Raw genomic sequence first — 26,526 nt, 5'->3', positions numbered from 1 at the left:
GGCGCCACCTCAAGCTTCGTGCCCTCTGGACCTCCCACCTCGTCTGGAGCCCCCTCATGCCCCTGAACCGACGCGACTTCCTGCACGCCGGTGCGCTCGGTCTCACCGCGCTCACCTGCTCCCCGCTCCTGGCTGCCCCTGCCGATGCCGCCTCCGCGCCTGCCGCAGCACGCGGTCGCAGCGCCCTCACCCCCGAAGCCTTCACCCGTCTGAAGACCGGCAGCATCCGGGCGCGCGGCTGGCTCGCGGGGCAGCTGGAGCTGCAACTCGCCGGTCTCTGCGGAAAGTTCGCGGACATCTCGCCGTATCTGGACTTCGCCACCACCGGCTGGGTCCACCCCGAGAACGACGGCTGGGAGGAACTCCCGTACTGGCTGCGCGGCTACCTCCCCCTCGCCGTCGCCACCCGCGACGCCGCCGCCCTCGCCACCAGCCGCACGTGGGTCGACGCGATCCTCGCCACCCAGCAGGACGACGGCTTCTTCGGCCCGCGCCGCCTGCGCACCGCGCTCAACGGCGGCCCCGACTTCTGGCCGTTCCTTCCGCTGCTCATGGCGCTGCGCACCTGGCAGGAGTACGCGGACGACGACCGCATCGTCCCCTTCCTGACCCGCTTCCTGCGCTACATGAACGCCCAGCGCCCCGAGGTGTTCAAGGAGAGCTGGATCTCCTACCGGCTCGGCGACGCCCAGGACATCGCTCAATGGCTGTACGAGCGGACCGGCGACGGCTTCCTGCTCGACCTGTGCGACACCATGCACGCCCAGGGCGCCGACTGGTCCGACAACATCGCATCGCCGCACAACGTCAACATCTCCCAGGGCTTCCGCGAACCCGCCCAGTACGCGCGCCGCTCCGGCGACGACGAGCTGACCCGCGCCACGTACCGCACCTACGCCAAGGCCCGCTCCGGACAAGGGCAGTTCCCCGGCGGCGGGCTCGCGGGCGACGAGAACTTCCGGCCCGGCTTCGGCGACCCCCGCCAGGGCTTCGAGACCTGCGGCATCGTCGAGTTCATGGCCAGCCACGAGCTGCTCACCCGGCTCACCGGCGACCCGCTGTGGGCCGACCGCTGCGAGGACCTGGCCTTCAACATGCTGCCCGCCGCGCTCGACCCCGAGGGCAAGGGCGTCCACTACATCACCAGCGCCAACAGCGTCGACCTGGACGACAAGGTCAAGACGCAGGGGCAGTTCCAGAACGGCTTCGCCATGCAGGCGTACCAGCCGGGCATCCACCAGTACCGCTGCTGCCCGCACAACTACGGCATGGGCTGGCCCTACTTCGCCGAGGAGCTGTGGCTGGGCACCCCCGACCACGGGCTCGCCGCCGCGATGTACGCCGCGAGCGAGGTCACGGCCACGGTCGGCGAGGGCCACCGTGTCACGGTCACGTCGGACACCGACTACCCGTTCACGGACACGGTCCGCCTCACCCTCGCCACCGCGTCAGGACCCGTCGCCTTCCCCCTGTACCTCCGCGTCCCGGGCTGGTGCACCGCACCGGAAGTGAAGGTCAACGGCCGCCGTGTGCGCGCCGCGGACGGACCCGCCTTCGCCCGCATCGACCGCACCTGGCGCGACGGCGACGTGGTCACCCTGCGCCTGCCGCAGCGCACCACCCTGCGCACCTGGCCGCACGGCGCGGTCAGCGTGGACCGCGGCCCGCTCACGTACTCCCTCAAGATCGGTGAGAAGTACCTCCGTTACGACGGCGACGCCGCCTTCCCCCACCAGGAGGTGCACGCCACCACGCCCTGGAACTACGGCCTCGTGCCCGGCCAGACCCCCACCGTCCACCGCCGCGGCGGCGCGCTCCCGGCCAACCCCTTCACTCACGAGGGCAGCCCGGTCGGCATGACGGCACGGGCCCGCCGCATCACCGCGTGGACCGCCGACGACGAGCACGTCGTCACCCCACTCCAGCAGAGCCCGGCCCGCAGCGACGCGGCCGTCGAGGAGATCACGCTCATCCCCATGGGAGCGGCCCGGCTGCGCATCACGTCCTTCCCGATCGCCGCACCGGACGGCGCCCCCTGGACGCCCGCGCCGCCCTTCCGTCGCATCGAGAACAGGCACAGCGGCAAGGTCCTCGCCGTCGACCGCATGTCCCTCGACGACGGCGCCCACGTCGTCCAGTTCGACAACACCCCGACCGGCGACCACGCCTGGCAGCTCGTCGACCGGGGCGAGGGCTGGTTCCTGATCCGCAACGGCCACAGCGGGAAGGTCCTCGGCGTCGACGGGATGTCGACCGAGAACAGCGCGCAGGTGGTGCAGTTCGAGGACAACGGGACGGCCGATCACCTGTGGCGCCTCGACCAGGACGCGGACGGCTGGTTCCGCGTCCGCAACAAGCACAGCGGCAAGGTCCTGGGCGTCGACGGGATGTCGACGCAGAACAGTGCCGAGGTCGTGCAGTTCGACGACAACGGGACGGCGGACCACCTGTGGAGGTTTCGGTAGCTTCAGCTCGTCGTCCACGGCCGGAGCTTGTCGGGGTTGCGCACGGCCCAGATGTGCTCGATCCGGTCGTCCACGACGTCGAAGGCCAGCACCGAAGAGGTCGCGCCGTCCAGTCGGAGGACCAGGCCCGGCTGCCCGTTGACCGTGCGCTCCAGGACCTCCAGGCCGGGTGTGAGGTCGAGGATGGTGACGAGATAGCGCGCCACCTCCTCGCTGCCGCGGACGGGGTGGAGCGCGGCTCTGACGATGCCACCGCCGTCGGCGACGGCCGTGACGCCGGGGGAGAGGAGGCCGATGAGGGCGTCGATGTCCTTGGCGTCCCACGCCTGCTTGAACTGCCGTATGACCGTGGCCTGTTGGGGCTTCATCGGCGCGGCGGACCGTGGCCCGGGTATGCGGCGCCGGGCCGAGGTCGCGAGCTGGCGGCAGGCCGCCGGGGTGCGGCCGACGACGTCGGCGACCTCGGCGAAGGAGTAGCGGAAGACGTCGTGCAGGATGAACGCGACGCGCTCGGCCGGGGTCATCGACTCCAGCACGACGAGGAGGGCCATGGTGACCGACTCGTCGAGGGTGATGTGGTCGGCCGGGTCGACGGTCCCGGCGTCGCGGGCCCCGGCCTTCCACTCCGTGCGGTCGGGCAGCGGCTCGGGCACCCACGCGCCCACGTAGCTCTCGCGCCGGGCGCGCGCCGAGCGGAGCAGGTCGAGGCAGATGCGGCCGGTGACGGTCGTCAGCCAGGCGCCGGGGGACTTGATGCGGTCCCGCTGTGGTGCGGACATCGCATACCAACGGGCGTACGCCTCCTGCACCACGTCCTCGGCGTCGGCGAGCGAGCCGAGGAGCCGGTAGGCGACGTTGATCAGCTGGCGGCGCTCGCTCGTCATGGTGTCGCTGCTCCCTTGGTTTCGTGGTCCTCACCTTGACGACGAGACAGGGCCCCCAGATGTGACGCGGGCCTCTTGGCCGACCGGGGCGGCCCGCCGAGTGGAGCAACGCCGCGCCGCTCCGAATGGCGGCGTGATCACTCCTCGCGGAATCTGACCCCACGACAGATATCCGCTCGGAGAGATGAGTTGAGTGTGCGTAAGTCACTTCTGGGATGCGCGGCGGCGCTCGCGTGTGGAGCCATCGTCCTCGGACCGCTCCCATCGGCATCGGCAGCTGAGCCACCACCACCGAACCCGGCCACCGAACGCGAGCTGCGGAACCAGGCGCACGCCTTCCACAGCTTCGGCCGGACGGGCAACGCGAACTCCACGGTCGCCACGTTCGCGGGCGATGTGTTCCAGGGCGGGATGAGCCCGCAGAAGGTGCGCGACGGCCAGGCCAAGGTCGACGCCTCGCTGGACAACCTGCTGGCCATCATCCCGGGAGGGGCCCCGAGCCGACGGGTCGCGGACCCGGTCCTCAAGGCCATCGTGGACGAGATCAAGAAGGACACCCGGCAGCTGTCCCAGGCCAGGGCGAACGGGGACTACGCCGGGGTGCTGGCCAACGGGACCGCGCTGACGACGCAGCTGTCCCTGCTGACGTCGCACGGCTTCGCGGCCTTCGGCATCGACCTGGCCAAGCAGATCGTGACCTCGGTGCTCCAGCCGCTCACGCCGCAGCCGGCGCACCGCAATCCGTAGCGGCGGCTGTTCGGAGGAAGTGGTCGGCGTCCTCGGGTTCACCGAGGCGGCCGACCTGGATCCACGAGCCGTCGGCGAAGCGGATCCGGAAGGTGGCGAACCCGCGCGGCCGGCCGGGCTCCGCCTCGACGCGGGCCTCGGCCGGCGGGAACTCCGCGACGATGCTGAAGTCGTCGGGCCTGGTGGGCGAGAGGTGGCGGCGCGGTGAGGCGGCGAGGCTCCAGTTCCCGTCGAAGACGGCGTGGGCGGGGTCGTCGGGCGCGGGGGCGGCACGGTGGCCCTCGGGGGTGGCGCGGCGGGCCGCTCCACGAACCCGCCCCCGCCCCTGCCCCTGCCCCTGCCCCTGCCGTGGTCCCGTCCTCCGGCTCAGCCGGCCGTCCGCCTTGTCGATCAGCATCCAGGGGACGACGACGAAGAAGAACACGGCGCCGCCGACGTAGAGCAGCCAGTGGTGGCCGGGCTTCAGCCGGCCCTTGCCCGCGGCCCGGTGCACGTCCTTCGGCGGGGCGGGGATCGGCTTGTGGATCTCGCACCACACCAGTGCCAGGGGTTCCTCACCCAGCACCTTCCGGGCCCGCTTGCGCACCGCTCGTTCTGCCATGTCCGCGATGCTGGACGGGGCGCCGGCCGGACCGGTCGGCAGGTGACGCCCGTGGGGCAGGGGCGGGATGTGGCCATCACCGTGGCAGGTCTGGACACCGTTGCCGTGGGGTGCTGCGGTAGCAGTCCGCCACGGATTTACAACGATGCGAAGCCGCCGGAGGGGCCAGATGACGTCACCGGTACGGCCGTTACGGCGCCCACCTACCCGCTTGCCCGGCCGCACGCTCACCGTCCTCACGGCCGTACTCGCGCTCCTGGCCGCGCTGGGCGGCGGTTCCGCGGCGGCCCGCGGCGACGACCCGACCACGCAGCGAGTCGCAACCCTCGGCACTGAGCGGGCCGGAACCCTCGGCACCATGCGAGCCGCAGCCCCCGGCACCGTCCCGGCCGCCGCGATCTGCAACACCTACTGCGACGGCCGCGATCCGGCACTCGCGCCCCAGGACCGCACGCCGGTCGGCACATCGGTCCACTCACGCACGATCACCCTGCACTTCGACGACGCCGACGCCATGGGCTGGGCCACGATCACCAACGGCGACCCGGGCGACGAGCTGTGGCTCGACCGCTCCTTCGACGGCGGCAGGACCTGGACCCGGGGCAGTCGGCTCGGCGACACCGCGATACCGGCGGGCGCACGCGCCACCACGACCACCATGTTCAACGTCGACGACTGGGCCGCCCACGGCGTGGGCGCGCTCAGGGCCTGCGGCAAGGCGGGTGACCGACCCGAGATCGCCTGCACCGAGTGGGCGCGCACCACGTGGAACGCGAGCGACCGGCGCCGGGCCGCGGCGACCGCCCAGATGCAGTTCTACGACTACGGCACCGGCCTGTTCTCGACCACCGGCTGGTGGAACTCCGCCAACGCCCTGACCGCGGTCATCGACAACATCGACGCCTCGGGCATGGGCAGCTACGCGTACGCCATCTCGCGCACGTACGACCTCCAACGCGGCGCCTACCAGGGCGAGTTCCGCAACGACTACCTCGACGACACCGGCTGGTGGGGCCTGGCCTGGATCGCCGCGTACGACGCGACGGGCGAGCAGCGCTACCTGGACACCGCACGCGCCGACGCCGCGCACATGGCCGCCTACTGGGACGGCACCTGCGGCGGGGGAGTGTGGTGGAGCACGGCGCGCACGTACAAGAACGCCATCGCCAACTCCCTCTACATCCAGCTCAACGCGGCCCTGCACAACCGGATCCCGGGCGACACGAGCCATCTGCGACGGGCCAGGGCCGGGTGGGAGTGGTTCCGCTCCACCGGCATGGTCAACTCCTCGCACCTGGTCAACGACGGCATCGACCTCGGCACCTGCCGCAACAACGGCCAGGAGATCTGGACGTACAACCAGGGAGTCCTCCTCGGCGCGCTCACCGAACTGCACCGCGCGACGGGCGACCCCCAACTCCTGGACACCGCACGCCAGATCGCCGACGCCGCGGTCCGCACCCCCGAGCTGCACACGGCTGACGGAGTGCTCGCCGACCCGTGCGAGGCGGCCGGGGACTGCGGGGGCGACGGCCCGTCCTTCAAGGGCGCGCACGTGCGGGGCCTCGGCAAGCTCAACGAGGCCCTGCCCGACCACCCCTACACCGCCTATCTGCGCCGCCAGGCGGACCGCGCCCACGAGAGCGACCGCAACGCGCTCGACCAGTACGGGCTGCGCTGGTCCGGGCCGCTCGACCGGATCGGCGCGGACCGCCAGCACAGCGCGTTCGACCTGCTGAACGCGGCGCCCTGACCGGTTCCCCCGGGGACCTCCCCGACCCGCTTGCCCTGACCGGCTCACCCTCACCCGACCCGCCCGCCCTGGAGACTCCCGTGCCGAGACCTGCCCTTGTCCGGTCGGCCGCTCTCGTCCGGTCGGCCGCGCGCGTCCGACGCCTGCGGTGCCACCTGCTCCGCGTACTGGCACTGGCCTTGCTCGGCGCGACCGCCCTGGCCGCCGGTCCGCCCGCCGCGGCCGCCGACAGCACGGCGGCAGCCGCCGCGGCCGCCCCGGTCTGCGCGCTGCACTGCGACACCCTCGACCCCTCGCACGCCGCCCAGGACACCTTCCCGGTCCCGGCGAAGGGCATCAACGGCCGCACGGTGCGCCTGCACGTCTCCGACGCCGACGACATGGCCTGGGCGAGCATCGACGGCGGCACCGAGGGCGAGGCGGTCTGGCTGGACCGGTCCTGGGACGGCGGCGCGAGCTGGGAACCGCTGCTCGGCAAGGCGAGCATCCCCGGCGGCCGGACCGGCACCCGGACCCTGATGTACAACCTCACCGACCCGCGCGGGCACCGGCGCGGACTGCTGCGCGCCTGCGGCGACGCGGCCGCCGTCGCCTGCACCCGGTGGGCCTACCCGCAGGTCTGCGACGTGCTGTGCGACGGCACCGACCCCGCACAGGCGGCAGGCGACGACCAGCCGGTCCCCTCCACCACCCTCTTCGGCCGCCGCATCAGCCTCCACGTGGACCACCGCAACGCCATGGCCTGGGGCGTGATCGAGAACGGCGGCCCCGGCGACGAGATCTGGCTGGACCGCTCCTGGGACGAGGGCGGCACCTGGCCCGACGGCTCGTCCGTCGGCCGTACGAGCGTGCCGCCCGGGTCGGCCGGGACACGGACCGCCCTGTTCGCGACCCGCGACCCGCGCGGCCTGCTGTACGGCGGGGCGGTGCGGGCGTGCGGGCGCGAGGCCACGCACCAGGAAGGCAGCTGCACGGCCTGGTCGAGACCCGTCCCGAGCCGGGCCCGCGCCGGGGCCGACGCGCTGATGTGGTCCTACGACGCGAACGAGGGCTGGTGGCGCGGGAGTTGGTGGAACTCGGCGGCCACCCTGACCTCCGTCATCGACTTCGCCCACGCCACCGGGACCCACGACTACGACTGGATCATCGCCCGCACCTTCGAACAGAACCGGGGCGCCTTTCCGGCCGGGGCGCGCGGCACGGACGCCATCGAGGGCCACTTCATCAGCCGCGCGGTCGACGACTCGGGCTGGTGGGCGCTCGCCTGGGTGGCCGCGTACGACCACACGGGCGACGAACGGTATCTGCGCGAGGCGGTCACCATCGCCGAGTACCTGCACCGGCACTGGGACCCGGGCACCTGTGGCGGCGGAGTGTGGTGGGACCGCGAGCACACCTACAAGAACGCCGTGACCAACGGCCAGTACCTGCTGCTCACCGCCGCACTGCACCGCCGGGTTCCGGGCGGCGAGGTGTGGGGTGAGCGGGGTCGCACGGCGGGAGAGTGGTACCGCGCCGGCGGACTGATCAACCAGCGGCACCTCGTGAACGACGGCCTGAACGCCGACTGCCGCAACAACGGCCAGACGGTGTGGACGTACAACCAAGGTCTCGCCATCGGCGCCTTCACCGAGCTGTGGCGGGCCACGGGCGAGCGCCGACACCTCGACCTGGCAAGGGAGTTGGCCGATGCCGCGCTGACCGCACCCGAGCTGACCAGGGACGGCGTCCTCACCGAGAGCTGCGATGCCGAGGCGCGGCAGTGCGACGACAACCAGAAGCAGTTCAAGGGCATCTTCCTGCACCACCTCGCGCAACTTGCGGGCGAGTCGGACCCGGGCACGTACGGCACGTTCATCCGGCGCCAGGCCGACGCCGTCTGGAGCGCCGACCGGGACCAGCTGAACCGGCTGGGCCAGCGCTGGGCGGGGACGGCACCCAATGCGCGGGACTGGCGCACCCAGGCGAGCGCGCTCGGAGCGCTGACGGCGGCCGATGCCGCCGGACCTCCCCCCCGGAGGTCGGCCCGCCCCCTGGTCCCACGGCTGATCAGCCCAGCCAGGGCCGCCGCCCCGGCCCCGTCGGGTGCGTTCCCGTGACGCCCATGACCACCGAGTACAGGCTCGTCTCCGCCGCGATGAACAGGCGGTTGCGCTTGGCGCCGCCCCAGCTGATGTTGGCGACCGCCTCGGGGACGTCGAGGCGGCCGATCAGGGTGCCGTCGGGGTCGTAGCAGTGCACACCGTCGTTCATCGCGGCGGCCCAGAGGCGGCCGCCGTCGTCGAAGCGGAGGTTGTCGAAGCGGGCCTGCTCACGGGCGCCCGCCTCGGCGAAGATCTTGTCGTCCGAGAGCGTGCCGTCGCTCTGGACGTCGAAGACGCGGATGCAGCCCGCGCGGGTGTCGGACACGAACAGCTGCCGTTCGTCGGCCGAGAAGACCAGGCCGTTGGGGGCGCCGAAACAGTCGGCCACCAGGCGCACTTCACCGCTGTCCGGGTCGATCCGGTACACGTTGTTGGCGCCGATCTCGCTCTCGGCGCGGTGGCCCTCGTAGTCGCTGGTGATGCCGAAGTCCGGGTCGGAGAACCAGACGGAGCCGTCCGACGTGACCGCCGCGTCGTTCGGGCTGTTGAGCCGCTTGCCCTGCCAGCGGTCCGCCAACACCGTGATGGTGCCGTCGTGTTCGGTCCGCGTGACCCGGCGGTTGCCCTGCTCGCACGTGATCAACCGGCCCTGCCGGTCAAGGGTGTTGCCGTTGGTGTGCCCGGCCGAGCGGCGGAAGACGCTGACGCTGCCGGTCTCCTCGTCCCAGCGCAGCATCCGGTCGTTGGGGATGTCGCTCCAGATCAACTGCCGCCAGGCAGGCACATAGAGCGGGCCCTCCGCCCAGCGGCAGCCGGTGTGGAGCACTTCCAGGTCCCGGTCGCCGTTCATGCAGCGACCCGTGCGGAAGCGGTCGTCGAGCATCTCGTACAGCGCGGGGCGCTCACGGTCACGGTCACTGGTCATGCGGGATCCTCCCCATCGAGGTGTGCCGAACCATCTTCGGTTCAAGAGGGAGATTGCTGGATGAGATACTGTCTCTGCAATCCCAAATAGAATGGAGAGTCGTGGATCACATCGACCGTGCCCTGCTGGCCCGGCTCCAGGAGGACGCCACCCAGCCGTACGCGGCGCTCGGCGAGGCCGTCGGCCTGTCCGCCGGAGCGGCTCACGAACGCGTGCGGAAGCTGCGCGAGCGCGGCGTCATCCGGCGCACCACCGCCGAGGTGGACCCGTCGGCGGTGGGCAGCGGCGTCCTCGCGTACGTGATGGTCGACTCGACGTCCTGGATGGGGGATTCGGCCGACGGCTTCGCCGCGCTGCCCGAGATCCTGGAGGCGCACGTCATCGCCGGGAGCGCCTCGGTCCTGGTGAAGGTCAGGACCGCGACCACCGAGCAGCTCCAGGACGTGCTGCGCCGCATCTACGCGATCGACGGGGTCAGCGGCACGCAGGCGACGGTGGTCCTGGAGACCTTCTTCGAGCGCCAGGTGTCGCCGCTGGCGGCCGATCCGGAGTGAATGGCTGACCTCGCGCGGGGCTCCCGGGGCCGGGCTCCCTCACCTCCTGCTCGCCACCGCGCGCGCGAGCACCTTGCCGGCCACGGCCGGATGGAACAGGAGAGTCGGCGGGGCCACCATGTTGATGACCCGGGCGAAGCGCCGCCAGACCGCCGGGTCGGTGACGGCCACCTCGAAGAGGTGCTTGTTGTACCAGTGGGCCGCCTTCGCCCCGAACGGCTTGCGGCCGCTGGTCCACATCAGGTCGGAGTTGCTGGACAGGGTCCAGGGCCCGAGCACGACGCGGGCCACGCCCCGCTGGTAGGGGCGGCTGAGCCCGTGCAGCCCCTGGCCGCGCGACCTGCGGCCGGCGAGCATGCGGTGCAGCAGGTCGGCCTCCAGGGCGGCGACGGTCAGGCCCTGCCCGTACACCGGGTTGAAGACGCACACCGCGTCGCCGAGCGCGAGCAGCCGCTCCGGCCAGTTCTTGCACGCGTGGTACGGGAACCACTGGCTGTTGACGTTGGTGTACCGGTGGACCGGCTCCTGTGTGGTGCGGCGGGCGATCTGCTCGGCGAGGCGGGGGTTGCCGAGGCTCTTGGCGAAGTCGAGGAAGCCCGCGTCGTCCGTCGGCGGGAGCTCGTCCTCGTAGCCGAAGAGGGAGCACGTCCAACGGCCGCGCTCCACCGCGAGGATGACGCCGCCGCGCGAGATGTGCGGGGCGAACGTCATCTGGTAGGCGATCTGGAAGTCGGGTGCGGGGTCCTCGGGCCGGTCGAGGTTCATCGACGTGTACGTGATCTTCGTCTTGACCACGCGCTTGGGCGGGACGTCGACGCCGATCCGCCCCAGCCAGTCGCTCAGCGCGCTGGACCGCCCCGCCGCGTCCACCACCAAGTCGGCGTCGAGGTGGGCGAGTTGGCCGTCGTCCTCGGTTCGGTACGTCACGCCGGTCACCGTCCCGCCGCGCGACGCCTCCAGGCCCTCGGCCCGTACGCCCGCGAGCAGCGTGATCTCCGGCAGGGCGAGCACCCGTCGGCGCAGCCGCCGCTCCAGGCCGTCCCGGGTGAACGACTGGATCCGCACCCCCGTGCGCCGCCGTGGCGCGAACCCGGCCGGGGTCAGATAGCTCAGGCCCTCCCCGTAGTCGAAGACCGGCGCCCCCTCCTCCTCGAGTTCGGCGCGCAGCCCGGGGAAGTACTTCTCCAGGACCTCGGCGCCCTTCGCCAGCAGCGCGTGGGCGTGGTAGCCCTGCGGGGTGCGCGGATGCACCCCCGTGTCCGCGTCCACCTGGTCCCGCTCCAGGATCACCACCTCGCGGAAGTGGTCGGTGAGCACCCGGGCTGTCACCAGCCCCGCGTGGCCCCCGCCCACGACAACTGCCCTGCTCCACCGGCCCTGTGCCCGTCGCCCCATGCGGTGCTGCCCCTCTGTGGTCTCGGTCTCCGTCTCGGTCTCAGGCCATCGTGGGCGCCGCGCGGGGGCGCGGGTAAGGGCGCTATGTGGCCAGTGGGCGGAAGTGCGCGCTCCACGTCATCGAATCCCGCGGGGTACGGCACTCCGGTCGGGTCCGTGATGCCTGGCGGGGGCGGTGAGGGAGCACCGTGCCAGGAGCGCCGACGGGTCCGCCCCCGTCGGCCGGGCGACGGTGTGGCTCGCGGGCGGGCGGTGGCCGGAGGCGGTCCACCGCTCCAGCGCCGCGAAGGCCGCGCGATGGCACGGGGTGATCGGCCGGAGCCGGTCCGGGAACGCGTCGAACAGCGCGTCGGTGTGCGTACCGCCCTCGACCCGGTAGTAGCGGAACAGCCCGCCGCGCCCGGCCCGGCGCACCATGCGGGCGTACACGTCCGAGTCCTCGCTGATGGGCAGCAGCACATCGAGGGTGCCGTGCAGAGTGATGAGCGGCCTCCCGATCCGCCCGGTCAGCGCGATCCCCGCCACCGCCTCGCGGACCTCGGAGGGGCGGGCCAGGTAGTCGTAGTCCGCGTCGCAGCGCGGTGTTCCGCTCGGGCAGTACGGGGTTCCGGCCTCGGCCGCGCCGTCGAAGCCCGGGTCGAGTTCCTCGCGGTAGATCCGCTGGGTGAGATCCCAGTAGACGCGGTGGTGGAAGGGCCACAGGAACTCCGAACCGGCCGGGAACCCGGCGGCGTGCATGGCCTGCTGCGCCCGCCGGGCCCCCGCGCCGCCCTCCGCGTAGCGCGGGTAGGAACGGAGCGCGACCGGCAGGGACGTCAGGAGATTGGGTCCGTCGGGGCGCCACAGCGGGCCCTCCCAGTCCACTCCGCCGTCGTACAGCTCGGGGTGGTTCTCCAGCTGCCAGCGCACCAGATAGCCGCCGTTGGACATGCCCGTCACCAGGGTGCGGGACAGCGGCCGCCGGTAGTGCCGGACCGTCACCGACCGTGCGGCGCGCGTCAGTTGGGTGAGACGCTGGTTCCACTCGGCGACGGCCGCGCCCGGCGCGGCGCCGTCCCGGTGGAACGCCGGGCCCGTGTTGCCCTTGTCGGTGGCCGCGTAGGCGTAGCCCCGGGCGAGCACCCAGTCGGCGATGGACCGGTCGTTGGCGTACTGCGCGCGATTGCCGGGCGTGCCCGCCACGACCAGGCCACCGTTCCAGTGGTCGGGCAGCCGGACGACGAACTGGGCGTCGTGGTCCCAGCCGTGATGGGTGTTGGTGGCCGAGGTGTCGGGGAAGTACCCGTCGATCTGCACGCCGGGGACGCCCGTGGGGGTCTCCAGGTCCTCCGGGCTCAGACCGGCCCAGTCGGCCGGGTCGGTGTGGCCCGAGGCGATGGTCCCGGCCGTGGTCAACTCGGCCAGACAGGCGGCCTGTTGGTGCGCGGCGCCGGGGACGCGGAGCTGAGCCGTGCGGGCACAGTGGGCGCCGCCACCCGTCGTGCCGGTCCCGCCCGCCTGGGCCATGGGGGAGAGGGCGGTGGCGGCCAGGGCGGCGACGGCGGCGAGGGTGAGGGCGCGGGCGACAGGGGCCGTACCGGAGAGACGCATGAACCAGCTCCGATGTCACGGGAGGTGCGGACGGAGCTCGGAGGATAGGAGCCCGTGGGGCGCGTCCGACATGGCTCCCCGGCACACAGCGCGCGCCCGAAGCGTGGCCGCTCCACCCATGTGCGTGCCGAGAGCGGCGCCCGCATGATGCACGTCACATCGGCCGAGTCCCCCTCGCGGCTGGGTGCCGAGCCACAACTCCCCATCCCTCAGGAGCAGTTCATGGCAGCCCGTCCCCCCACCCCGAACCGCCCCGCGCACCACGCCCTGCGGCGCTGGATGTCCAGCGCGACGGCGGCCCTGGCCCTCACCACGGGCCTGCTGGGCGGCGCACCGTCCGCGCACTCCGCATCGGTGAACGCCGCATCCGCGCACTCCGCATCCGCGCACTCCGCATCCGCGCACTCCGGATCCGCGCACGCCGCGTCCGGACTCACCCAGGTCACCGACTTCGGGTCCAACCCCGGCAACCTCGCCATGTACACCTACGCCCCCGACCACCTGCCCGCCCACGCCCCGCTGGTCATCGCCCTGCACGGCTGCACCCAGAACGCGAACGACTACTACAGCCACTCGGGGTGGCCGAAGTTCGCCGACCAGTACGGCTTCGCGCTCGTCTTCCCGCAGACCGGCAGCGGCAACAACGCCAACTCGTGCTTCAACTGGTTCCAGGCCGGCGACACCGCGCGCGGGCAGGGCGAGGCGCTGTCCCTCAAGCAGATGGTCGACAAGGCCGTGGCCCAGTACGGCAGCGACGCCCGCCGCGTCCACATCACCGGGCTCTCGGCGGGCGGCGCCATGACCGCGGACATGCTCGCCGCCTACCCCGACGTCTTCGCGGGCGGCGCCATCGACTCCGGCATCGCCGCCCACTGCGCCGACACCATGGCGAACGCCTACACCTGCATGTACGCGCCACCGCGCAAGACGCCCGCCCAGTGGGGCGACCTGGTGCGCGCCGCGGCCCCCGGCGGCACGACCGCCTGGCCGCGCGTGGCGATCTGGCAGGGCACCGCGGACACCACCGTCGCACCCGCCAACGCCACCGCCCTGCGCGACCAATGGACCGACGTCCAGGGCCTGGGCCAGACCCCGTCCAGCAGCCAGTCGCTCCCCGCCGGCACGACCGGGGACACCTACGACGACCCTCAAGGCAAGCCCGCCGTCGCGGTGTTCACGGTCTCCGGCATGCGCCACGGCCTCGCCGTCGACCCCGGTCCGGGCGCCGAGCAGTGCGGCACGACCGGCACGTACTACCTGGACACGATCTGCTCCAGCTACCACACGGCGAAGTTCTGGGGCCTCGACGGCGCCTGACCGCACCACGGGACACCACGGGGTGACAGGGGGCGGCGACCGCCATGCGGAGCCGCCCCACTGTGTGCCCGGCAGCCATGGCCGCGCCCCGTGCCCGCTTCCTACGCTCGCCGGGCGCCGGTCGAACCGGCACCGAATGCGTCGAGAGAGGGCGGAGAGAGACCGTATGGGTGCGGAGAGAGACCGTATGGGTCTGGACAAGACGGTCGCGGACGCGGCCGAAGCGGTGACGGACATCCCCGACGGGGCATCCCTCGCGGTCGGCGGCTTCGGCCTGTGCGGCATACCGAGCGCCCTGATCACCGCCCTCCTGGAGCGCGGCACGAGGAACCTCTCGGTGGTCTCCAACAACTGCGGGGTCGACGACGGGGGACTCGGGCTGCTGCTCGCCGCGGGGCGGATCGCGCGCATGACGAGTTCGTACGTGGGTGAGAACAAGGAGTTCGCGCGGCAGTACCTCGGCGGCGAACTCGAAGTGGAGCTGGTGCCGCAGGGAACACTCGCCGAACGCCTGCGCGCGGGCGGCGCGGGCATCCCCGCCTTCTACACGCCCGCGGGCGGCGGCACACAGGTCGGCGAGGGCGGACTGCCCTGGCGGTACGCGCCCGACGGCAGCGTCGCCCTCGCCTCACCGCCCAAAGAGACACGCGACTTCGACGGCCGCCCGTACCTGCTCGAGCACGGCATCACCACCGACTTCGCGCTCGTACGGGCGGCCGTCGCCGACCGCCACGGCAACCTCGCCTTCCACGCGTCGGCCCGCAACTTCAACCCCCTCGCCGCGACGGCGGGCCGCATCACGATCGCCGAGGTGGACGAACTCGTCGAGCCCGGCGAACTCCCGCCCGACGCCCTCCACCTGCCCGGCGTCTACGTGCAACGGGTCATCGCCCTGGCCCCCGGCGACCCGGCCCGCGAACACCGCGTCGAACGCCGCACGACCCGCCCCGCCCTCCCCGCCACCCAGGAAGGCGGAGCCTGAACATGCCCCTCACCCGCGCACAGATGGCGGCCCGAGCCGCCCGCGAACTGACCGACGGCTCCTACGTCAACCTGGGCATCGGCCTGCCCACGCTCATCCCCAACCACCTGCCGCCCACGGTCGAGGTCGTCCTCCAGTCCGAGAACGGCATCCTCGGCGTGGGCCCCTACCCCCTGGCGGAATCCCTCGACGCCGACCTGATCAACGCAGGCAAGGAGACCGTGACCACCCTCCCCGGCGCCTCCTTCTTCGACTCGGCGCTCTCCTTCGGCATGATCCGCGGCGGCCACATCGACACGGCGGTCCTCGGCGCCATGCAGGTCTCCGCCACGGGCGACCTGGCGAACTGGATGATCCCCGGAAAGATGGTCAAGGGCATGGGCGGCGCCATGGACCTGGTGCACGGCGTCCGCCGGGTCATCGTCCTGACGGAACACACGGCCAAGGACGGCAGCCCGAAGCTGGTGCAGCAGTGCAGCCTCCCTCTGACGGGCCGCTCGGTGGTCCACCGTGTCATCACGGACCTGGCGGTCCTCGACATCACGGGCGAGGGCTTCGCTCTGACCGAGCTGGCGCCGGGCGCGACGGTCGAGCAGGTCCGCGAGGCGACGGGGGCGGACGTCACGGTGGCGGTGTGAACCGGAGGGGCGCGGGCCCTCGCCCCCGGAGGCATCCGCGGTGTCGAGCTGTCGGGGCCGACCGATAGGGTGCGTCGTCATCGGTGGGAACGACGGGGGTTGTGATGGGGCAGGGGCGGGGCGACGCATGGGCGACCTGGTTGGGCGGTGCGGTCGGTGACGGCCGTTACGTGCTCGGGCAGTTGCTGGGCAGGGGCGGCATGGCCGCCGTCCACCAGGCGCACGACACCCGCCTCGACCGGCTCGTGGCGATCAAGACGATGCACGCCGAACTGGGCCGCGACCAGGACTTCCTGCAGCGGTTCGAGCGTGAGGCGCAGACCGTCGCGCGCATCAACCACCCGAATGTCGTGGCCGTCCACGACAGCGGTGAGCAGGAGATGCCGGATGGGGCGCCGCCGGTGGCATACATCGTCATGGAGTATGTGGCGGGCCGTTCGCTGGGCGAGGTGCTGCGGGACGAGGCGGGCCCCGGCGGGCGGCTGGATCCGGCGAGGGCGCTGGCGCTGACCGCGGACGTCCTCGCGGCGCTGGCCGCCAGCCATGAACTGGGCCTGGTGCACCGGGACATCAAGCCCGCGAACGTGATGCTGACGGACCGCGGCGTGGTGAAGGTGATGGACTTCGGTATCGCCCGTGCCCAGGGGGGCGACCAGCCGGTCACCCAGCTCACCCGGACCGGTGTGGTGATCGGCACGCCGCACTATCTGTCCCCCGAGCAGGCGCAGGCGCTGCCGCTGGACGGCCGCTCGGACCTGTACGCGGTCGGGGTGATGCTGTTTCAGCTGCTGACCGGCCAACTGCCGTTCGACGGCGACTCGTTCACCGCGATCGCCGTCAAGCATGTGACGCAGCCGCCACCGCTCCTCGCGGACCTGGGGGTGACGGTGCCCCCTGCGGTGCAGCTGCTGCTGTCCCGGGCGCTGGAGAAGGATCCGGCACGGCGCTTCGCGACGGCCGAGGAGATGCGGGCCGAGGTGGACCGGGTGCGAGGGGTCCGGGCGGCACCCGCGATGGCGCCACTGCAGGCGCCGTTCGACGCGTCGGCGCCGGCCGCTGTACCGACGGCCCCGGACGCCATGCCCGCGGCGCCGCCACCACCGGTGGCCGTTCCGACGGCGCCGGCCTGGCCCCCGGGCGCGGGCGGGGGGATGCCGCAGGGCACACCGACGGCCAGGCCGCCCGCCGCCGTCGTCGCCGGGCTGCTCGCGCTGGTCACGGCCGGGCTGCTGGTGTCGTTCGCGGTCGTCAACATCGTGCATGTGCGTGGGGGCGTCCCGTTGTCGGACGCAGTGCGGATGAATGTGATCGGCGGGCTCGTCTCCGCCGCCCTGCTGGCGTTGCTGGGGGTGCTCATGTTCACCCGCACCGCCGCCGTCGCCCGGAGTCTGGCCGTCGTCTGCGCGCTGTTCGCGGTGCTGATCCTCGTCCTGCAGCCACTGCTCGGCGTGAGCTTCAAGGTGAGCTTCAGCGAGCAGCTCGACTTCGTGTTCGGCTTCCACAAGACGAACGGTGTGATGCTCGGCCTCGCCACCATCTTCGATGTGCTGACCGCGATCGCCGCCGCCGTCGCCGCCGCGGCCGTACGCGCCACCCAGGGTCAGGGTCGTCGCTGACGAGCGTCAGCGGCAGGCGCCGGGGCGCGACTGCCGGAGCCCCGCGCTGGACCCGCTCGGCCAGCCGCATGAGCAGAAGACAACCCAGCGGCTGGCCGAGCGCGGTGAGCGCAGACTAGGACAGGGCTCGGCCATCGTGAAGCCCTTGCGCGCCAACACGACGGGGACGACGGGCGAGAAGCCGCAGGAGCCGTAGCAGCTGATCGGGCCGAGCACGTCCCGTGCGCACACCAGGGCCCCGCGGCACCGCAGCTCAGGCCCCCCGCAGACGCGACACGGCACGCCGCCGCCCGCCGCCCGCAGCCTCACCGGACGCGCCGACTCGGCCAACAGTCCGTCGCACACCGCGAGGTGCCGCGCCCCCTCGCGCGCCGGCTCACCCCGAGGCGCGCGCCCGGTGCCGGCGCACCGCCGACCGGTTGGCGCACCGCGGGGAGCAGTAGCGCTGCCGTCCCGTACGGGAGGTGTCGGCGAAGATCAGCGCGCAGCCCGTCGCGTCGCAGCGCCGCAGCCGGTGCATGCCCCGCCCCACCAGATGCAGGGCGGTGCCGACGGCGATGAGCGCCGCGAGCACGGGTCCGAGCGACTGGTCGTCGTCCCGGTAGTGCAGATGCCAGCCGTCGCCGCCGTGGTTGGTCATGCGGGGGTGGCTGGTGGCCCGGGCCAGCAGCTCGTTGACCAGCGCGGCGCGCTCCTCCTCGGCGGAGGTGTCGACGATCTTCTCCCACGCGTCGAGCGTGACCGAAGTCTGCGCCAAGTCCCTGCCCCCGACGGGTCGTTCGAGGATCAGCCCGGCGGCGCGGCAGCGCTCCGCGAGCTCCTCCGCGCTCGCCGGGCGCCGATTGGCCAGGTCGGCGGCGAGGTTCACCGTGTGCTCGCCGTAAGGGTTGAGTTGCATCATGCCATTACATCATCGTGGCGGACATGAAGCACTCAGCGGTGTCGCCTCCCTCGCCCCTGTCACTGACCGCGCCAACACCCGTGCACGAACCACCCCTTGGCCGCTTCCGCTGGCTCGTCCTCGGCATCGCCACCTTCACCCAGGCCGCCTCCGCCTTCTTCGTGCAGGGCATCGGAGCCCTCGGCATCCACCTCCAGCGCGACCTCGGCCTGAGCACGGCACAGCTCGGACTCCTGCTCTCCGCCGCCCAGTTGGCCCCGCTGCTCGGGCTCCTCGTCGCCGGTGAGCTCCTCGACCGCTTCGACGAGCGCTGGGTCGTCGGGGCGGGCGCCGCCCTCGTCGCCGTGGCCCTGCTCGCGGGCAGCATGGCGCCGGGATACGCGGTCCTGCTGCTCGCCCTTCTCGTCGTCGGCGCCGGATACAGCACCGTGCAGCCGGGCGGGAGCAAGTCGGTCGCGTCCTGGTTCGACGCCTCGCAGCGCGGCGTCGCGATGGGCATCCGGCAGGCGGGCCTGCCGCTCGGCGCGGCACTCGCCGCGGCCGTACTGCCCTTCGTGGCCGGGGAGTTCGGATGGCGGGCCACGCTCGTGACCGGCGGACTGGTCGCGCTGCTCGGCGCGACGCTCTTCATGGGTGTCTACCGGCGGCCGCCCGCCCGGGCGGTCACGCCCGCACCCGTACGACCCCGGGGCGCGCGGAAGGAGGGAGGGCGGCGGGCGCTGCTCCGCGCACCGTCCATGGTGCGAGTCATGCTGTCCGGCACCAGCCTGGTCGCCGTGCAGTGCGGCCTGGGAATCCTGACCGTGCTCTACCTCTACGACGTCGCGTCGCTCAGCGCCGGAACGGCCACGCTCGTCCTGGTGGCCGTGCAAGGCGCGGGCGTCGTCGGCCGGATCACCCTCGCCGCCTGGAGCGATCGCGCGCGGAGCCGGGGACGCGGGCGGTACGGGTCCGTCAGGGCCTGCCTGTTCGCCGTCACCGTCGGCATGGCGCTGCTGATGACACCCGTGGGGCAGTCACCCGTGGCGGCCGCCCTGATCCTCGTCGTCCTCGGCTTCTTCGGGCTCGGCTGGTACGGCCCCTGGGTCACCCACGTGACCGAGGCCGCCCCGCCCGGCAGGACCGGGTTCGCGCTGGGCCTTGCCATGTCCGTCAACCAGGTCGCGATCGTCGCGACCCCGCCCCTGCTCGGCCTGCTCAAGGACCGAACGGGCAGCTTCACCTCCTCCTGGGGCCTGCTGGTTCTGCTGACCGGGGTGGCCCTGGCGGCCACGCGGCGCGACGGCCGGTGACCTCACACCTGTTGCAGCACATGCTCCACCAGCGAGATCAACACGTCCTTCCCCGACTCCCGTTCGCGCACGTCGCACAGCACCACCGGGGTGTCCGGCCCGAGGTCCAGGGCGCGCGACACGGCGTCCGCCGTATGCGTGCGCACCCCGTCGAAGCAGTTCACGCCCACCACGAAGGGGATGCCCCGGCTCTCGAAGTAGTCGACGGCCGGGAAGCAGTCGGCAAGCCGCCGGGTGTCGGCGAGCACCACGGCACCCAGGCAGCCGGTCGACAACTCGTCCCACACGAACCAGAAGCGGTCCTGACCCGGCGTACCGAAGAGGTAGAGCGCGAGGTCGTCGCGGAGTGAGATGCGGCCGAAGTCCATGGCGACCGTGGTGGTCGTCTTGGTCTCCACGCCCTGAAGGTGATCAACAGGGCGGGAGACTTCGGTGAGTTGCTCCTCGGTGTGCAGCGGGCGTATCTCGCTGACCGACCCGACGAGCGTCGTCTTGCCGACGCCGAAGCCGCCGGCGATCAGGAGCTTGAGCGCCGTGAAGTCGCGGAGGGGCGTGCCGGGCGGTGTGGTCGGCCGGGCGTGCTCAGAGTGCGCGGAGTCCATTGATCACTTCTCGCAGGAGGTGCGCGTCCGGGCGGCTGCTCCCGGGCGCGGGGTCGGCAGGGGTGATGCGCAGCAGATCCCTGGCGGTGAGGTCGCCGAGCAGGACGCGTGCGACGCCGAGCGGCAGGCCCGAGTCGGACGCCAGGTCGGCGACCGTGCGCGGCGCCTCACCGCACAGGGCGAGCAGGTCGTGCTGCTCGGGCGGCAGCGGCGCGCGCGGCGTGGCGCCGGTGGCGCGCACGACGGCCATGAGGTCGATCCGCTCGGCACCGTCCCGGGTGCGGGCGCGCCCGCCGGTCATCGCGTAGAGGCGGACGAGCGGGCCCGCCTCCTCGTCGTACCGTTCGGTCCAGGCGTCGCTCACACAGCACCGTCCGCCCTCTCGGGCACGCCGAGGTGCTCGTGGACGCGGTCTACGAGGAGCGTCATCTCGTACGCGACCAGGCCGATGTCGGCGTGCCCCGCGGTGAACACGGCGAGGCAGGAACCGCTGCCCGCGGCGACCACGAACAGGAAGCCGTCCTCCAGCTCCACCATCGTCTGCACGACGCCGCCCGCACCGAAGTGCCGCCCCGCGCCCTTGGCCAGGGAGTGGAAGCCGGAGGCGATGGCGCAGAACCGCTCGGAGTCGTCGCGCCCGAGGCTGCTGGACGTGCCGACGGGCAGCCCGTCGATGGACAGCATCACCGCGGAGCGCACTTCGGAGACCCGGTTCACGAGGTCGTCGAGCAGCCAGTCGATCCGGCCGCTGCCGTCGTCGCCGCTGCTGCCCAGGTTCGTGACGGTGTACGTGGGGGTCATCGGGTTCCTTCGTCGTTCTGAGAGGGGTGCGGCGGGCGCGACTCGTCCCGCACGGCGTGGGCACGCCGCCGCCCGGACCGCAGCGAGGCCATGGTGGCGCGGGCCGCCTCGGGGGAGCGGCGGGCGGGCGCCGCCGGCTCGGCGGCACCGCCGCCCTCGCCTCGGTCCTCGCGCTCGCGCAGCTCGGGCGCGAGGTTCATCTGCCGTACGCGGCGGGGGAGTCCGTCGTCGCCGGGGGCGGGGGCCGCGTCGGGCCCGGCGGGCGGGGCCGACGGGTGGGGCGGTGCGCTCGCGGCGTCGGCGTCGGCGTCGGCGTCGGCGTCGGTGTCGGTGTCGGTGTCGGTGTCAGCGTCGGCGGGCTTCGGGCGCCGGGGCAGGGGGGCGTCGGGAGCGGTGCCCGTGCGTGTGCGGTCCGGCTCACCGATCGGCTGGTCGGTGCTGGTGCTGGTGCCGGTGCCGGGGGCGTTGTCGGTGTCGGGGGTGTTGCCGATGCCCCTGCGCCGCGGGAGGGCGTCGTTGTCGGCGGCGTTGCCCGCAGGTGTGCGGGTGGGCAGGCCATCATCGGGGGCGTTGCCCGCAGCCGTACGGCTCGGCAGATCGCTGTCGGTGGAGTGGATCGCCGTACGCCGCGGCAGGCTCGCCTCATCGGAGGGGCCGCCCGCAGGCGTGCGGTGGGGCAGGCCGTCATCGGCGGTGCCACCCGAGCCCGTTCGGCTCGGCCCGCCGCCGCTCTCCGCGGCCCGGGCCGCCGTCCGGCGCGGCAGCTCGGGCGCCGCCTCCAGCTCCTCGCCCGCCTGCGGCAGACGTGGGGATGCGTCGACCTCCTGGGGGAGGTGCGAGGTCTCGCTCGCGCCGGGAGCATGCGGCCGCAGCCCCGGATGCGGGGCCTCCAACAGCTCCTTCGGCAGGAACACCACCGCCAGCACGCCGCCGTACACCGACCGCCGCAGCGACACGTCGACGTGCTGGCGCTGAGCCAGGCGGTTGACCACGAACAGGCCGAGCTGGCGGGAGTCGAGGAGGTCGATCTCGGTGGCCCGGATCTTCCCGTTGGCCGCCGCGAGGGACTCCTCGCCCATGCCGAGGCCGCGGTCCTCGATCTCCAGGATGGCGCCCGCGCCGACCTCCTCGCCGCGCACCACCACGGGGGTGTGCGGCGGCGAGAACTGGGCGGCGTTCTCGGCGAGTTCGGCCACCAGGTGGACGAGGTCGGCGACGGCGGCACCGGCCAGGCGCAGGTCGGGGATCTCGCCGAGCTGGACCCGCTCGATGTCGGCGGTCTCGGCGATGCCCGCCCGCACGGCGTCGAGGAGTGGCACGGGGCTGCGCCAGGCGCGGCCGGGCGCGGAGCCGGAGAGGATGAGCAGCGACTCGGCGTGGCGCCGCATCCGCGTGGTCAAGTGGTCCAGGCGGAACAGGTCTTCGAGGTCCACGGGATCCTGGGTGCGCCGCTCCATCGTGTCGAGGAGCTCCAACTGGCGGTGCAGCAGCACCTGGCTGCGCCGGGCCAGGCTCACATACACACCGGAGACCCCGGTGAGGACGGCGGCCCGACTCGCGACGGCGCGCAGCGCGGCCCGCTGGACCGTGGTGAGGGCGGCGCCCACCTGCCCGACCTCGTCGCGCTCGGCGGTGCGCGGCAGCGGTGCCTCGCGGTCCAGGTCGACGTCCTCGCCGTTGTGGATGCGGCGCATCGCGGCGGGCAGCCGCGTGGAGGCCAGCTGGAGCGCGGAGTTGCGCAGACCGGTGAGGTCGGCGACCAGACCGCGGCCGATGCGCACCGAGAGGAAGAGCGAGAGCAGCACACCGAGCAGACCGAGGACGACGGCGAGGCCCGAACTGCCCAGCGTCTCGAGGGAGTACGGCTGCGCTCCCGTGCCCGCCGTGCGCGCGCCCGCCTCCGCACGGGCCAGCCCCGCGAGGGTCACCGAGGTGTCCGAGCGCCAGCGCTCCGCGCTCACGGCGGCCACCGCGTGTGCCGCGCCCGCCTTCTCCACCGTGTCCTGGGCGTCCTTGAGATCGGTGGCGCCCGGCGAGCCGAGGACCGCGCGGTAGGCGGAGGCGTCGGCGGGGCGCAGCTCGTCGACGGCCCCGTCCGCGAGGCCGCGCTGCAGCGCCACGTCGCCGATGAACCCGCGGTACTGGCCGGCCGTCATGCCGCCGTCCGTGGCCTGGGCCGCGCCGAAGAGGGCGACCTGACGGCTCAACGCCTCGCGGGAGCGGGCCAGTTCGAGCACGGCGCGGGCGTCGGACCCGGCACCCGCCCGGTCCGCTCCGGCCAGCGAAGCCCGTACCGCGAAGGCGCGCCGCACCGGAGTGGAGTACGCGTCGAGGGCGGCATCCAGACCGCCGGGGTGCTCGCGCAGCGCCGCGAGGGAGTCGGCGCTGTCGAGCAGCCGCGTGAGCCGCCCAGGCAGCGCGGAGTCGAGGGCCGCCGTGTCGGTGCTGTTGGCGTGCACGCCGCGGCGCAGCGCCGCCACGGCCTTGTCCGTACGGGACTTCGCGGCGTCGAGCGCCTTCGGGTGGTCGCCGCCGGGCGCGGCCAGATAGGCGAGGGCGGCCCGCCGCTCGTCCTGCACGGCGGTCGTGAAGTCCGAGATGGGCTGCAGCAGCCGGGAGTTGACGTCCTGGAGCTGCTGGGCGTCGGAGACCTGGGAGGCGGTGGTCACCGCCGCGTGGCCCCACAGCGCCATGAGCGAGACGACCGGCACGGTCAGCAGCGTGACGACCTTGGCGCGGATCGAGCGGGGCCGCAGCCTCCAGCGGGGTGGGAAGCCTCTGGGCATGACGGGTTGCCTCCTCGGCGGGGCAGCATGGGGAGGGGCGCGGCCCGGGAGTGGCGGGCGGCGCGCCCGGTGAACGAGCGTGGGGACGCGGGGAGTTGGGGAGCAGACGAGTGGACGAGCCGACGGCGCGCGGGGGCGGGCTCAGGAGGCGGGGAGGTCCACCTCGTGCAGCGGTGCGGCGGCCGCCCGGTCCTCGGCGCGTTCCCGCGCCGTGGGGGAGAGCGCGACGAAGGCGCAGGTGAGGAAGAGGAACGAGCCGAGCACCACGGTCAGCGGCAGGATGAACGCCGTGGCGCCGGCGCCGCTGAGGGCCTCGGTGCCCTGGCGCACCGTCACGCTGACGGCGGCCATTCCGGTGTAGTGCATGCTGCTGACGGCAAGGCCCATGACGAGCGCCGCACCGGCGGCGACGACGGGCCCGCTGACGGCGAGTGCCGCCCACAGAGCGGCGGTCGCGGCACCCACGGCGATCAGCACGGACACGGCGACGACCACGGGATCGTAAGAAATGGAGCCGTTGAGGCGCACGGCGGCCATGCCGATGTAGTGCATGGCGGCGACCCCGAGCCCGGTACCGAGCCCGCCGAGCAGCACGGCGCGCACGCGCGAACTCCCGTATCCGGCGAGGAAGACGCCCGCGCCCACCACGGTGACGGCGACGAGCAGGCTCAGCAGGGTGAGCGGGATGTCGTAGCGGATGGCGGTGCCGTCGACGGTGTAGCCGAGCATGGCGATGAAGTGCATCGTCCAGATGCCCGCGCCGATGGCCACCGACGCGGTGATGAGCCAGTTCCGCTTCGATCTGCCCTCGGCGCCCAGCGCCCGCACGGTGCAGCGCAGTCCCAGCGCGGCGCCGACCACGGCCATCGCGTACGACAGCACGGGCGTGATCCAGCCCCCTGACATGTGGTGCATATGACCCACGGATTTCCTCTCGCATGTTCGCAGCGTTCGGTTCTCCCCCCGGTCGACCGGGACGCTAACACGCGGGAGTTGAGCCGTCGCGGACCGCAAATCGCCCGCACGGCAAGGGCTACCAACGAGTAAACCCCCAGTTCACGGGCGACTCGGCGATCAAGGGCGGCAAACGCCCCATGGCGCGGTGCGACTCTTGTCACGCCGCGTCACGGGGCGCTTTGGACATCCCGGACGGGTGGGCGGTGCGAACGCAAAGCTCTGCCTGCGTCCGACTCGTGTGGGAACGGGCCCGCCTGTGTGGGAACGGGGCCGGGTGGCGGCTCGGCGCACCCGGTCGTGGACGACGGCCGAGGCGCCGTGCTCGCCCGCGGACTGGCTGACGGGCGACCACTTCCCCTCGGGCAGCCCGTCGCCCGTGCCTCGAGGACGAGCTCGAAGACGAGCTCGGAGCCGCACAGGTCGTCCGGCGCCCACCAGCGGGCGAGGAGCGGGCTCTCGGTGAGATGGCGCCAGACCTCCTCGGGCCGCCCGGCCAGGGAGCGCTGGAAGGGGAGCTGCCGCCCGTCGGCCATTCCTGTCAAGGAATGCATGTGATGCGCCGACCACCGTTCGGGGGGCTTGACGCCCGGGGAGGTACTCCGTATCTCTGGACAGATGCCGCAGTCAGCGACCATGCATGCCGTGCGCGTCCATGAGTTCGGCGGACCCGACCGGCTCGTGTACGAGGAAGTGCCGCGCCCCGAGCCGGCCCCTGACGAGGTGCTCGTCCGCGTGCACGCGGTGGGCCTCAACCCGCCCGACTGGTACGCGCGCACCGGCTTCGCGAACATCCCGGAGGAGATGAGGCCGACCCGGCGCCTGCCGTTCACGCCGGGCAGCGACGTCTCGGGCGTCGTGACGGCCATCGGTGCGGAGGTCACCCAATGGGCGCCGGGCGACGAGGTGTTCGGGCTGATCCGCTTCCCTCCGGTCGACGAGAACGGCGGCCGGGCCTACGCGGAGTACGCGACCGCGCCCGTCACCGACCTGGCCCGCAAGCCCGACTCCGCCGACCATGTGCAGACCGCCGCCGTGCCCATGGCGGGCCTGACCGCCTACCAATTCCTCTTCGACCACATCGGCCTGGAGCCGGAGAGGCGGGTGCTGATCCGCGGCGCGGCGGGCGGTGTCGGGCACTTCGCCGTGCAGCTCGCCAAGACGCGCAGCGCCCATGTCATCGCCGTGGCCTCCGGACGGCACGAGAAGTTCCTGCGGTCCCTGGGCGTCGACGAGTTCATCGACTACACGGCGACCGAGCCCGCGGCGGCGGTCGCGGACGGCACCGTCGACCACGTGGTCGACTGCGTGGGCGGCCCGCACGGCCACCGCCTGCTGTCCGCGATCAGGCGCGGCGGCACGATCAGCCCGGTCTTCCTGGGCGACTACCAGCCGGAGCGGGCCGCCGAGCTGGGCATCGAGTTCCGCCCGGGGCAGGTCCATTCGGACGGGGCGCAACTCGGCGAGCTGGCCCGCCTCATCGACGCGGGCCGCGTCCGGGCGGAGATCGACAGCGTCTATCCGCTCGCGGACGCGGCGCAGGCGCACCGCCGTGTCGAGCAGGGCCACATCCAGGGGAAGATCGTGCTCACCACCGGGGCCACCGGGGCCTGAGCTGATCTCGGGCCGGCACAGACCG

At 72.9% G+C, this 26,526-nt stretch carries 21 protein-coding genes and 1 pseudogene; 11 read left to right on the top strand and 11 right to left on the bottom strand.

Translation table 11 applies throughout. The features are described 5' to 3' along the window. The first annotated feature begins 56 nt into the window (after window positions 1-56). Window positions 57-2,465: a beta-L-arabinofuranosidase domain-containing protein gene (locus ACFWYM_RS33855; protein ID WP_384846050.1), complete on the top strand. Its 2,409-nt coding sequence runs from the start codon at window positions 57-59 to the stop codon at window positions 2,463-2,465. Window positions 2,466-2,467: 2 nt separating this feature from the next. On the opposite strand, the gene sigJ is transcribed toward ACFWYM_RS33855, so the two are convergent. Continuing rightward, window positions 2,468-3,349 (bottom strand): RNA polymerase sigma factor SigJ, encoded by an 882-nt coding sequence (gene sigJ, locus ACFWYM_RS33850; RefSeq protein WP_384846048.1) that lies wholly within the window; start codon window positions 3,347-3,349, stop codon window positions 2,468-2,470. A gap of 195 nt (window positions 3,350-3,544) precedes the next feature. Between sigJ and ACFWYM_RS33845 the strand changes: the two genes are divergently transcribed. Further along, window positions 3,545-4,096: a hypothetical protein gene (locus ACFWYM_RS33845; RefSeq protein WP_384846135.1), complete on the top strand. Its 552-nt coding sequence runs from the start codon at window positions 3,545-3,547 to the stop codon at window positions 4,094-4,096. Here the strand turns inward: ACFWYM_RS33845 and ACFWYM_RS33840 are convergent. After that, a complete protein-coding gene (locus ACFWYM_RS33840) occupies window positions 4,065-4,697 on the bottom strand; it encodes a hypothetical protein (RefSeq protein ID WP_384846046.1) in 633 nt (210 codons plus the stop codon). The genes ACFWYM_RS33845 and ACFWYM_RS33840 overlap by 32 nt on opposite strands. Before the next feature lie 358 nt (window positions 4,698-5,055). On the opposite strand from ACFWYM_RS33840, the gene ACFWYM_RS33835 reads away from it, so the two are divergent. Together ACFWYM_RS33835 and ACFWYM_RS33830 are read left to right on the top strand one after the other, a co-directional pair. Further along, a complete protein-coding gene (locus ACFWYM_RS33835; RefSeq protein WP_384846123.1) occupies window positions 5,056-6,450 on the top strand; it encodes a glycoside hydrolase family 76 protein in 1,395 nt (464 codons plus the stop codon). Between the two features lie 80 nt (window positions 6,451-6,530). Continuing rightward, on the top strand, window positions 6,531-8,549 hold the full coding sequence (locus tag ACFWYM_RS33830; RefSeq protein ID WP_384846044.1) for a glycoside hydrolase family 76 protein: 2,019 nt from the start codon (window positions 6,531-6,533) through the stop codon (window positions 8,547-8,549). Here the strand turns inward: ACFWYM_RS33830 and ACFWYM_RS33825 are convergent. Then, a complete protein-coding gene (locus tag ACFWYM_RS33825) occupies window positions 8,500-9,459 on the bottom strand; it encodes an SMP-30/gluconolactonase/LRE family protein (RefSeq protein WP_384846042.1) in 960 nt (319 codons plus the stop codon). The genes ACFWYM_RS33830 and ACFWYM_RS33825 overlap by 50 nt on opposite strands. 101 nt (window positions 9,460-9,560) lie before the next feature. Here ACFWYM_RS33825 and ACFWYM_RS33820 point away from each other — a divergent pair, with 101 nt between their 5' ends. Next, entirely contained in the window at window positions 9,561-10,013 is a 453-nt protein-coding gene (locus ACFWYM_RS33820; protein WP_384846040.1) for an Lrp/AsnC family transcriptional regulator, read from the top strand. A 39-nt stretch (window positions 10,014-10,052) separates the two neighbouring features. On the opposite strand, the gene ACFWYM_RS33815 is transcribed toward ACFWYM_RS33820, so the two are convergent. Together ACFWYM_RS33815 and ACFWYM_RS33810 are read right to left on the bottom strand one after the other, a co-directional pair. Continuing rightward, complete coding sequence (locus tag ACFWYM_RS33815) at window positions 10,053-11,408, bottom strand: FAD-dependent oxidoreductase (protein WP_384846038.1); 1,356 nt, start codon at window positions 11,406-11,408, stop codon at window positions 10,053-10,055. 117 nt (window positions 11,409-11,525) lie between these two features. After that, window positions 11,526-12,998 carry a tannase/feruloyl esterase family alpha/beta hydrolase gene (locus ACFWYM_RS33810; protein ID WP_384846036.1) on the bottom strand — a complete coding sequence of 491 codons (1,473 nt, stop codon included), beginning with the start codon at window positions 12,996-12,998 and terminating at the stop codon, window positions 11,526-11,528. Between the two features lie 279 nt (window positions 12,999-13,277). Here ACFWYM_RS33810 and ACFWYM_RS33805 point away from each other — a divergent pair. The 4 genes and pseudogenes from ACFWYM_RS33805 to ACFWYM_RS33790 form a co-directional block, all read left to right on the top strand. Continuing rightward, a pseudogene (locus tag ACFWYM_RS33805) lies at window positions 13,278-14,309 on the top strand (PHB depolymerase family esterase); the annotation flags it as partial. A gap of 193 nt (window positions 14,310-14,502) precedes the next feature. Further along, a complete protein-coding gene (locus ACFWYM_RS33800; protein ID WP_384846034.1) occupies window positions 14,503-15,297 on the top strand; it encodes a CoA transferase subunit A in 795 nt (264 codons plus the stop codon). Between the two features lie 2 nt (window positions 15,298-15,299). Further along, complete coding sequence (locus ACFWYM_RS33795; protein ID WP_384846032.1) at window positions 15,300-15,935, top strand: 3-oxoacid CoA-transferase subunit B; 636 nt, start codon at window positions 15,300-15,302, stop codon at window positions 15,933-15,935. Window positions 15,936-16,039: 104 nt separating this feature from the next. After that, window positions 16,040-17,551, top strand: coding sequence for a protein kinase (locus ACFWYM_RS33790; protein ID WP_384846030.1), 1,512 nt, complete (start codon window positions 16,040-16,042; stop codon window positions 17,549-17,551). Window positions 17,552-17,927: 376 nt separating this feature from the next. On the opposite strand, the gene ACFWYM_RS33785 is transcribed toward ACFWYM_RS33790, so the two are convergent. After that, a complete protein-coding gene (locus tag ACFWYM_RS33785; RefSeq protein ID WP_384846121.1) occupies window positions 17,928-18,449 on the bottom strand; it encodes a CGNR zinc finger domain-containing protein in 522 nt (173 codons plus the stop codon). Window positions 18,450-18,475: 26 nt separating this feature from the next. On the opposite strand from ACFWYM_RS33785, the gene ACFWYM_RS33780 reads away from it, so the two are divergent. Next, window positions 18,476-19,744 (top strand): MFS transporter, encoded by a 1,269-nt coding sequence (locus ACFWYM_RS33780; RefSeq protein WP_384846028.1) that lies wholly within the window; start codon window positions 18,476-18,478, stop codon window positions 19,742-19,744. A gap of 2 nt (window positions 19,745-19,746) precedes the next feature. Here ACFWYM_RS33780 and ACFWYM_RS33775 read toward each other — a convergent pair whose 3' ends face one another. From ACFWYM_RS33775 to ACFWYM_RS33755, 5 genes are all read right to left on the bottom strand, one after another. Next, the gene (locus ACFWYM_RS33775; protein WP_384846026.1) at window positions 19,747-20,346 is read right to left on the bottom strand and encodes an ATP/GTP-binding protein; all 600 of its coding nucleotides are present in this window, start codon (window positions 20,344-20,346) and stop codon (window positions 19,747-19,749) included. Continuing rightward, complete coding sequence (locus ACFWYM_RS33770) at window positions 20,327-20,710, bottom strand: DUF742 domain-containing protein (protein WP_384846024.1); 384 nt, start codon at window positions 20,708-20,710, stop codon at window positions 20,327-20,329. The genes ACFWYM_RS33775 and ACFWYM_RS33770 overlap by 20 nt, the downstream gene beginning before the upstream one ends. Then, window positions 20,707-21,147 (bottom strand): roadblock/LC7 domain-containing protein, encoded by a 441-nt coding sequence (locus tag ACFWYM_RS33765; RefSeq protein WP_384846022.1) that lies wholly within the window; start codon window positions 21,145-21,147, stop codon window positions 20,707-20,709. The genes ACFWYM_RS33770 and ACFWYM_RS33765 overlap by 4 nt, the downstream gene beginning before the upstream one ends. Then, window positions 21,144-23,933 carry a nitrate- and nitrite sensing domain-containing protein gene (locus tag ACFWYM_RS33760; protein WP_384846020.1) on the bottom strand — a complete coding sequence of 930 codons (2,790 nt, stop codon included), beginning with the start codon at window positions 23,931-23,933 and terminating at the stop codon, window positions 21,144-21,146. Before ACFWYM_RS33760 ends, ACFWYM_RS33765 begins: the two co-directional genes overlap by 4 nt. A 141-nt stretch (window positions 23,934-24,074) precedes the next feature. Next, window positions 24,075-24,857, bottom strand: coding sequence for an MHYT domain-containing protein (locus tag ACFWYM_RS33755; RefSeq protein ID WP_384846018.1), 783 nt, complete (start codon window positions 24,855-24,857; stop codon window positions 24,075-24,077). A 666-nt stretch (window positions 24,858-25,523) separates the two neighbouring features. Between ACFWYM_RS33755 and ACFWYM_RS33750 the strand changes: the two genes are divergently transcribed. Then, window positions 25,524-26,501: an NADP-dependent oxidoreductase gene (locus tag ACFWYM_RS33750; protein WP_384846119.1), complete on the top strand. Its 978-nt coding sequence runs from the start codon at window positions 25,524-25,526 to the stop codon at window positions 26,499-26,501. The last annotated feature ends 25 nt before the right edge of the window (window positions 26,502-26,526 follow it).

The sequence above is a fragment of the Streptomyces sp. NPDC059009 genome, from assembly GCF_042740175.1.
In the GTDB taxonomy this organism is placed as follows: domain Bacteria; phylum Actinomycetota; class Actinomycetes; order Streptomycetales; family Streptomycetaceae; genus Streptomyces.
The sequence above is the reverse complement of the archived record's forward strand: the minus strand, read 5'-3'. Positions and strand labels throughout refer to the sequence as shown.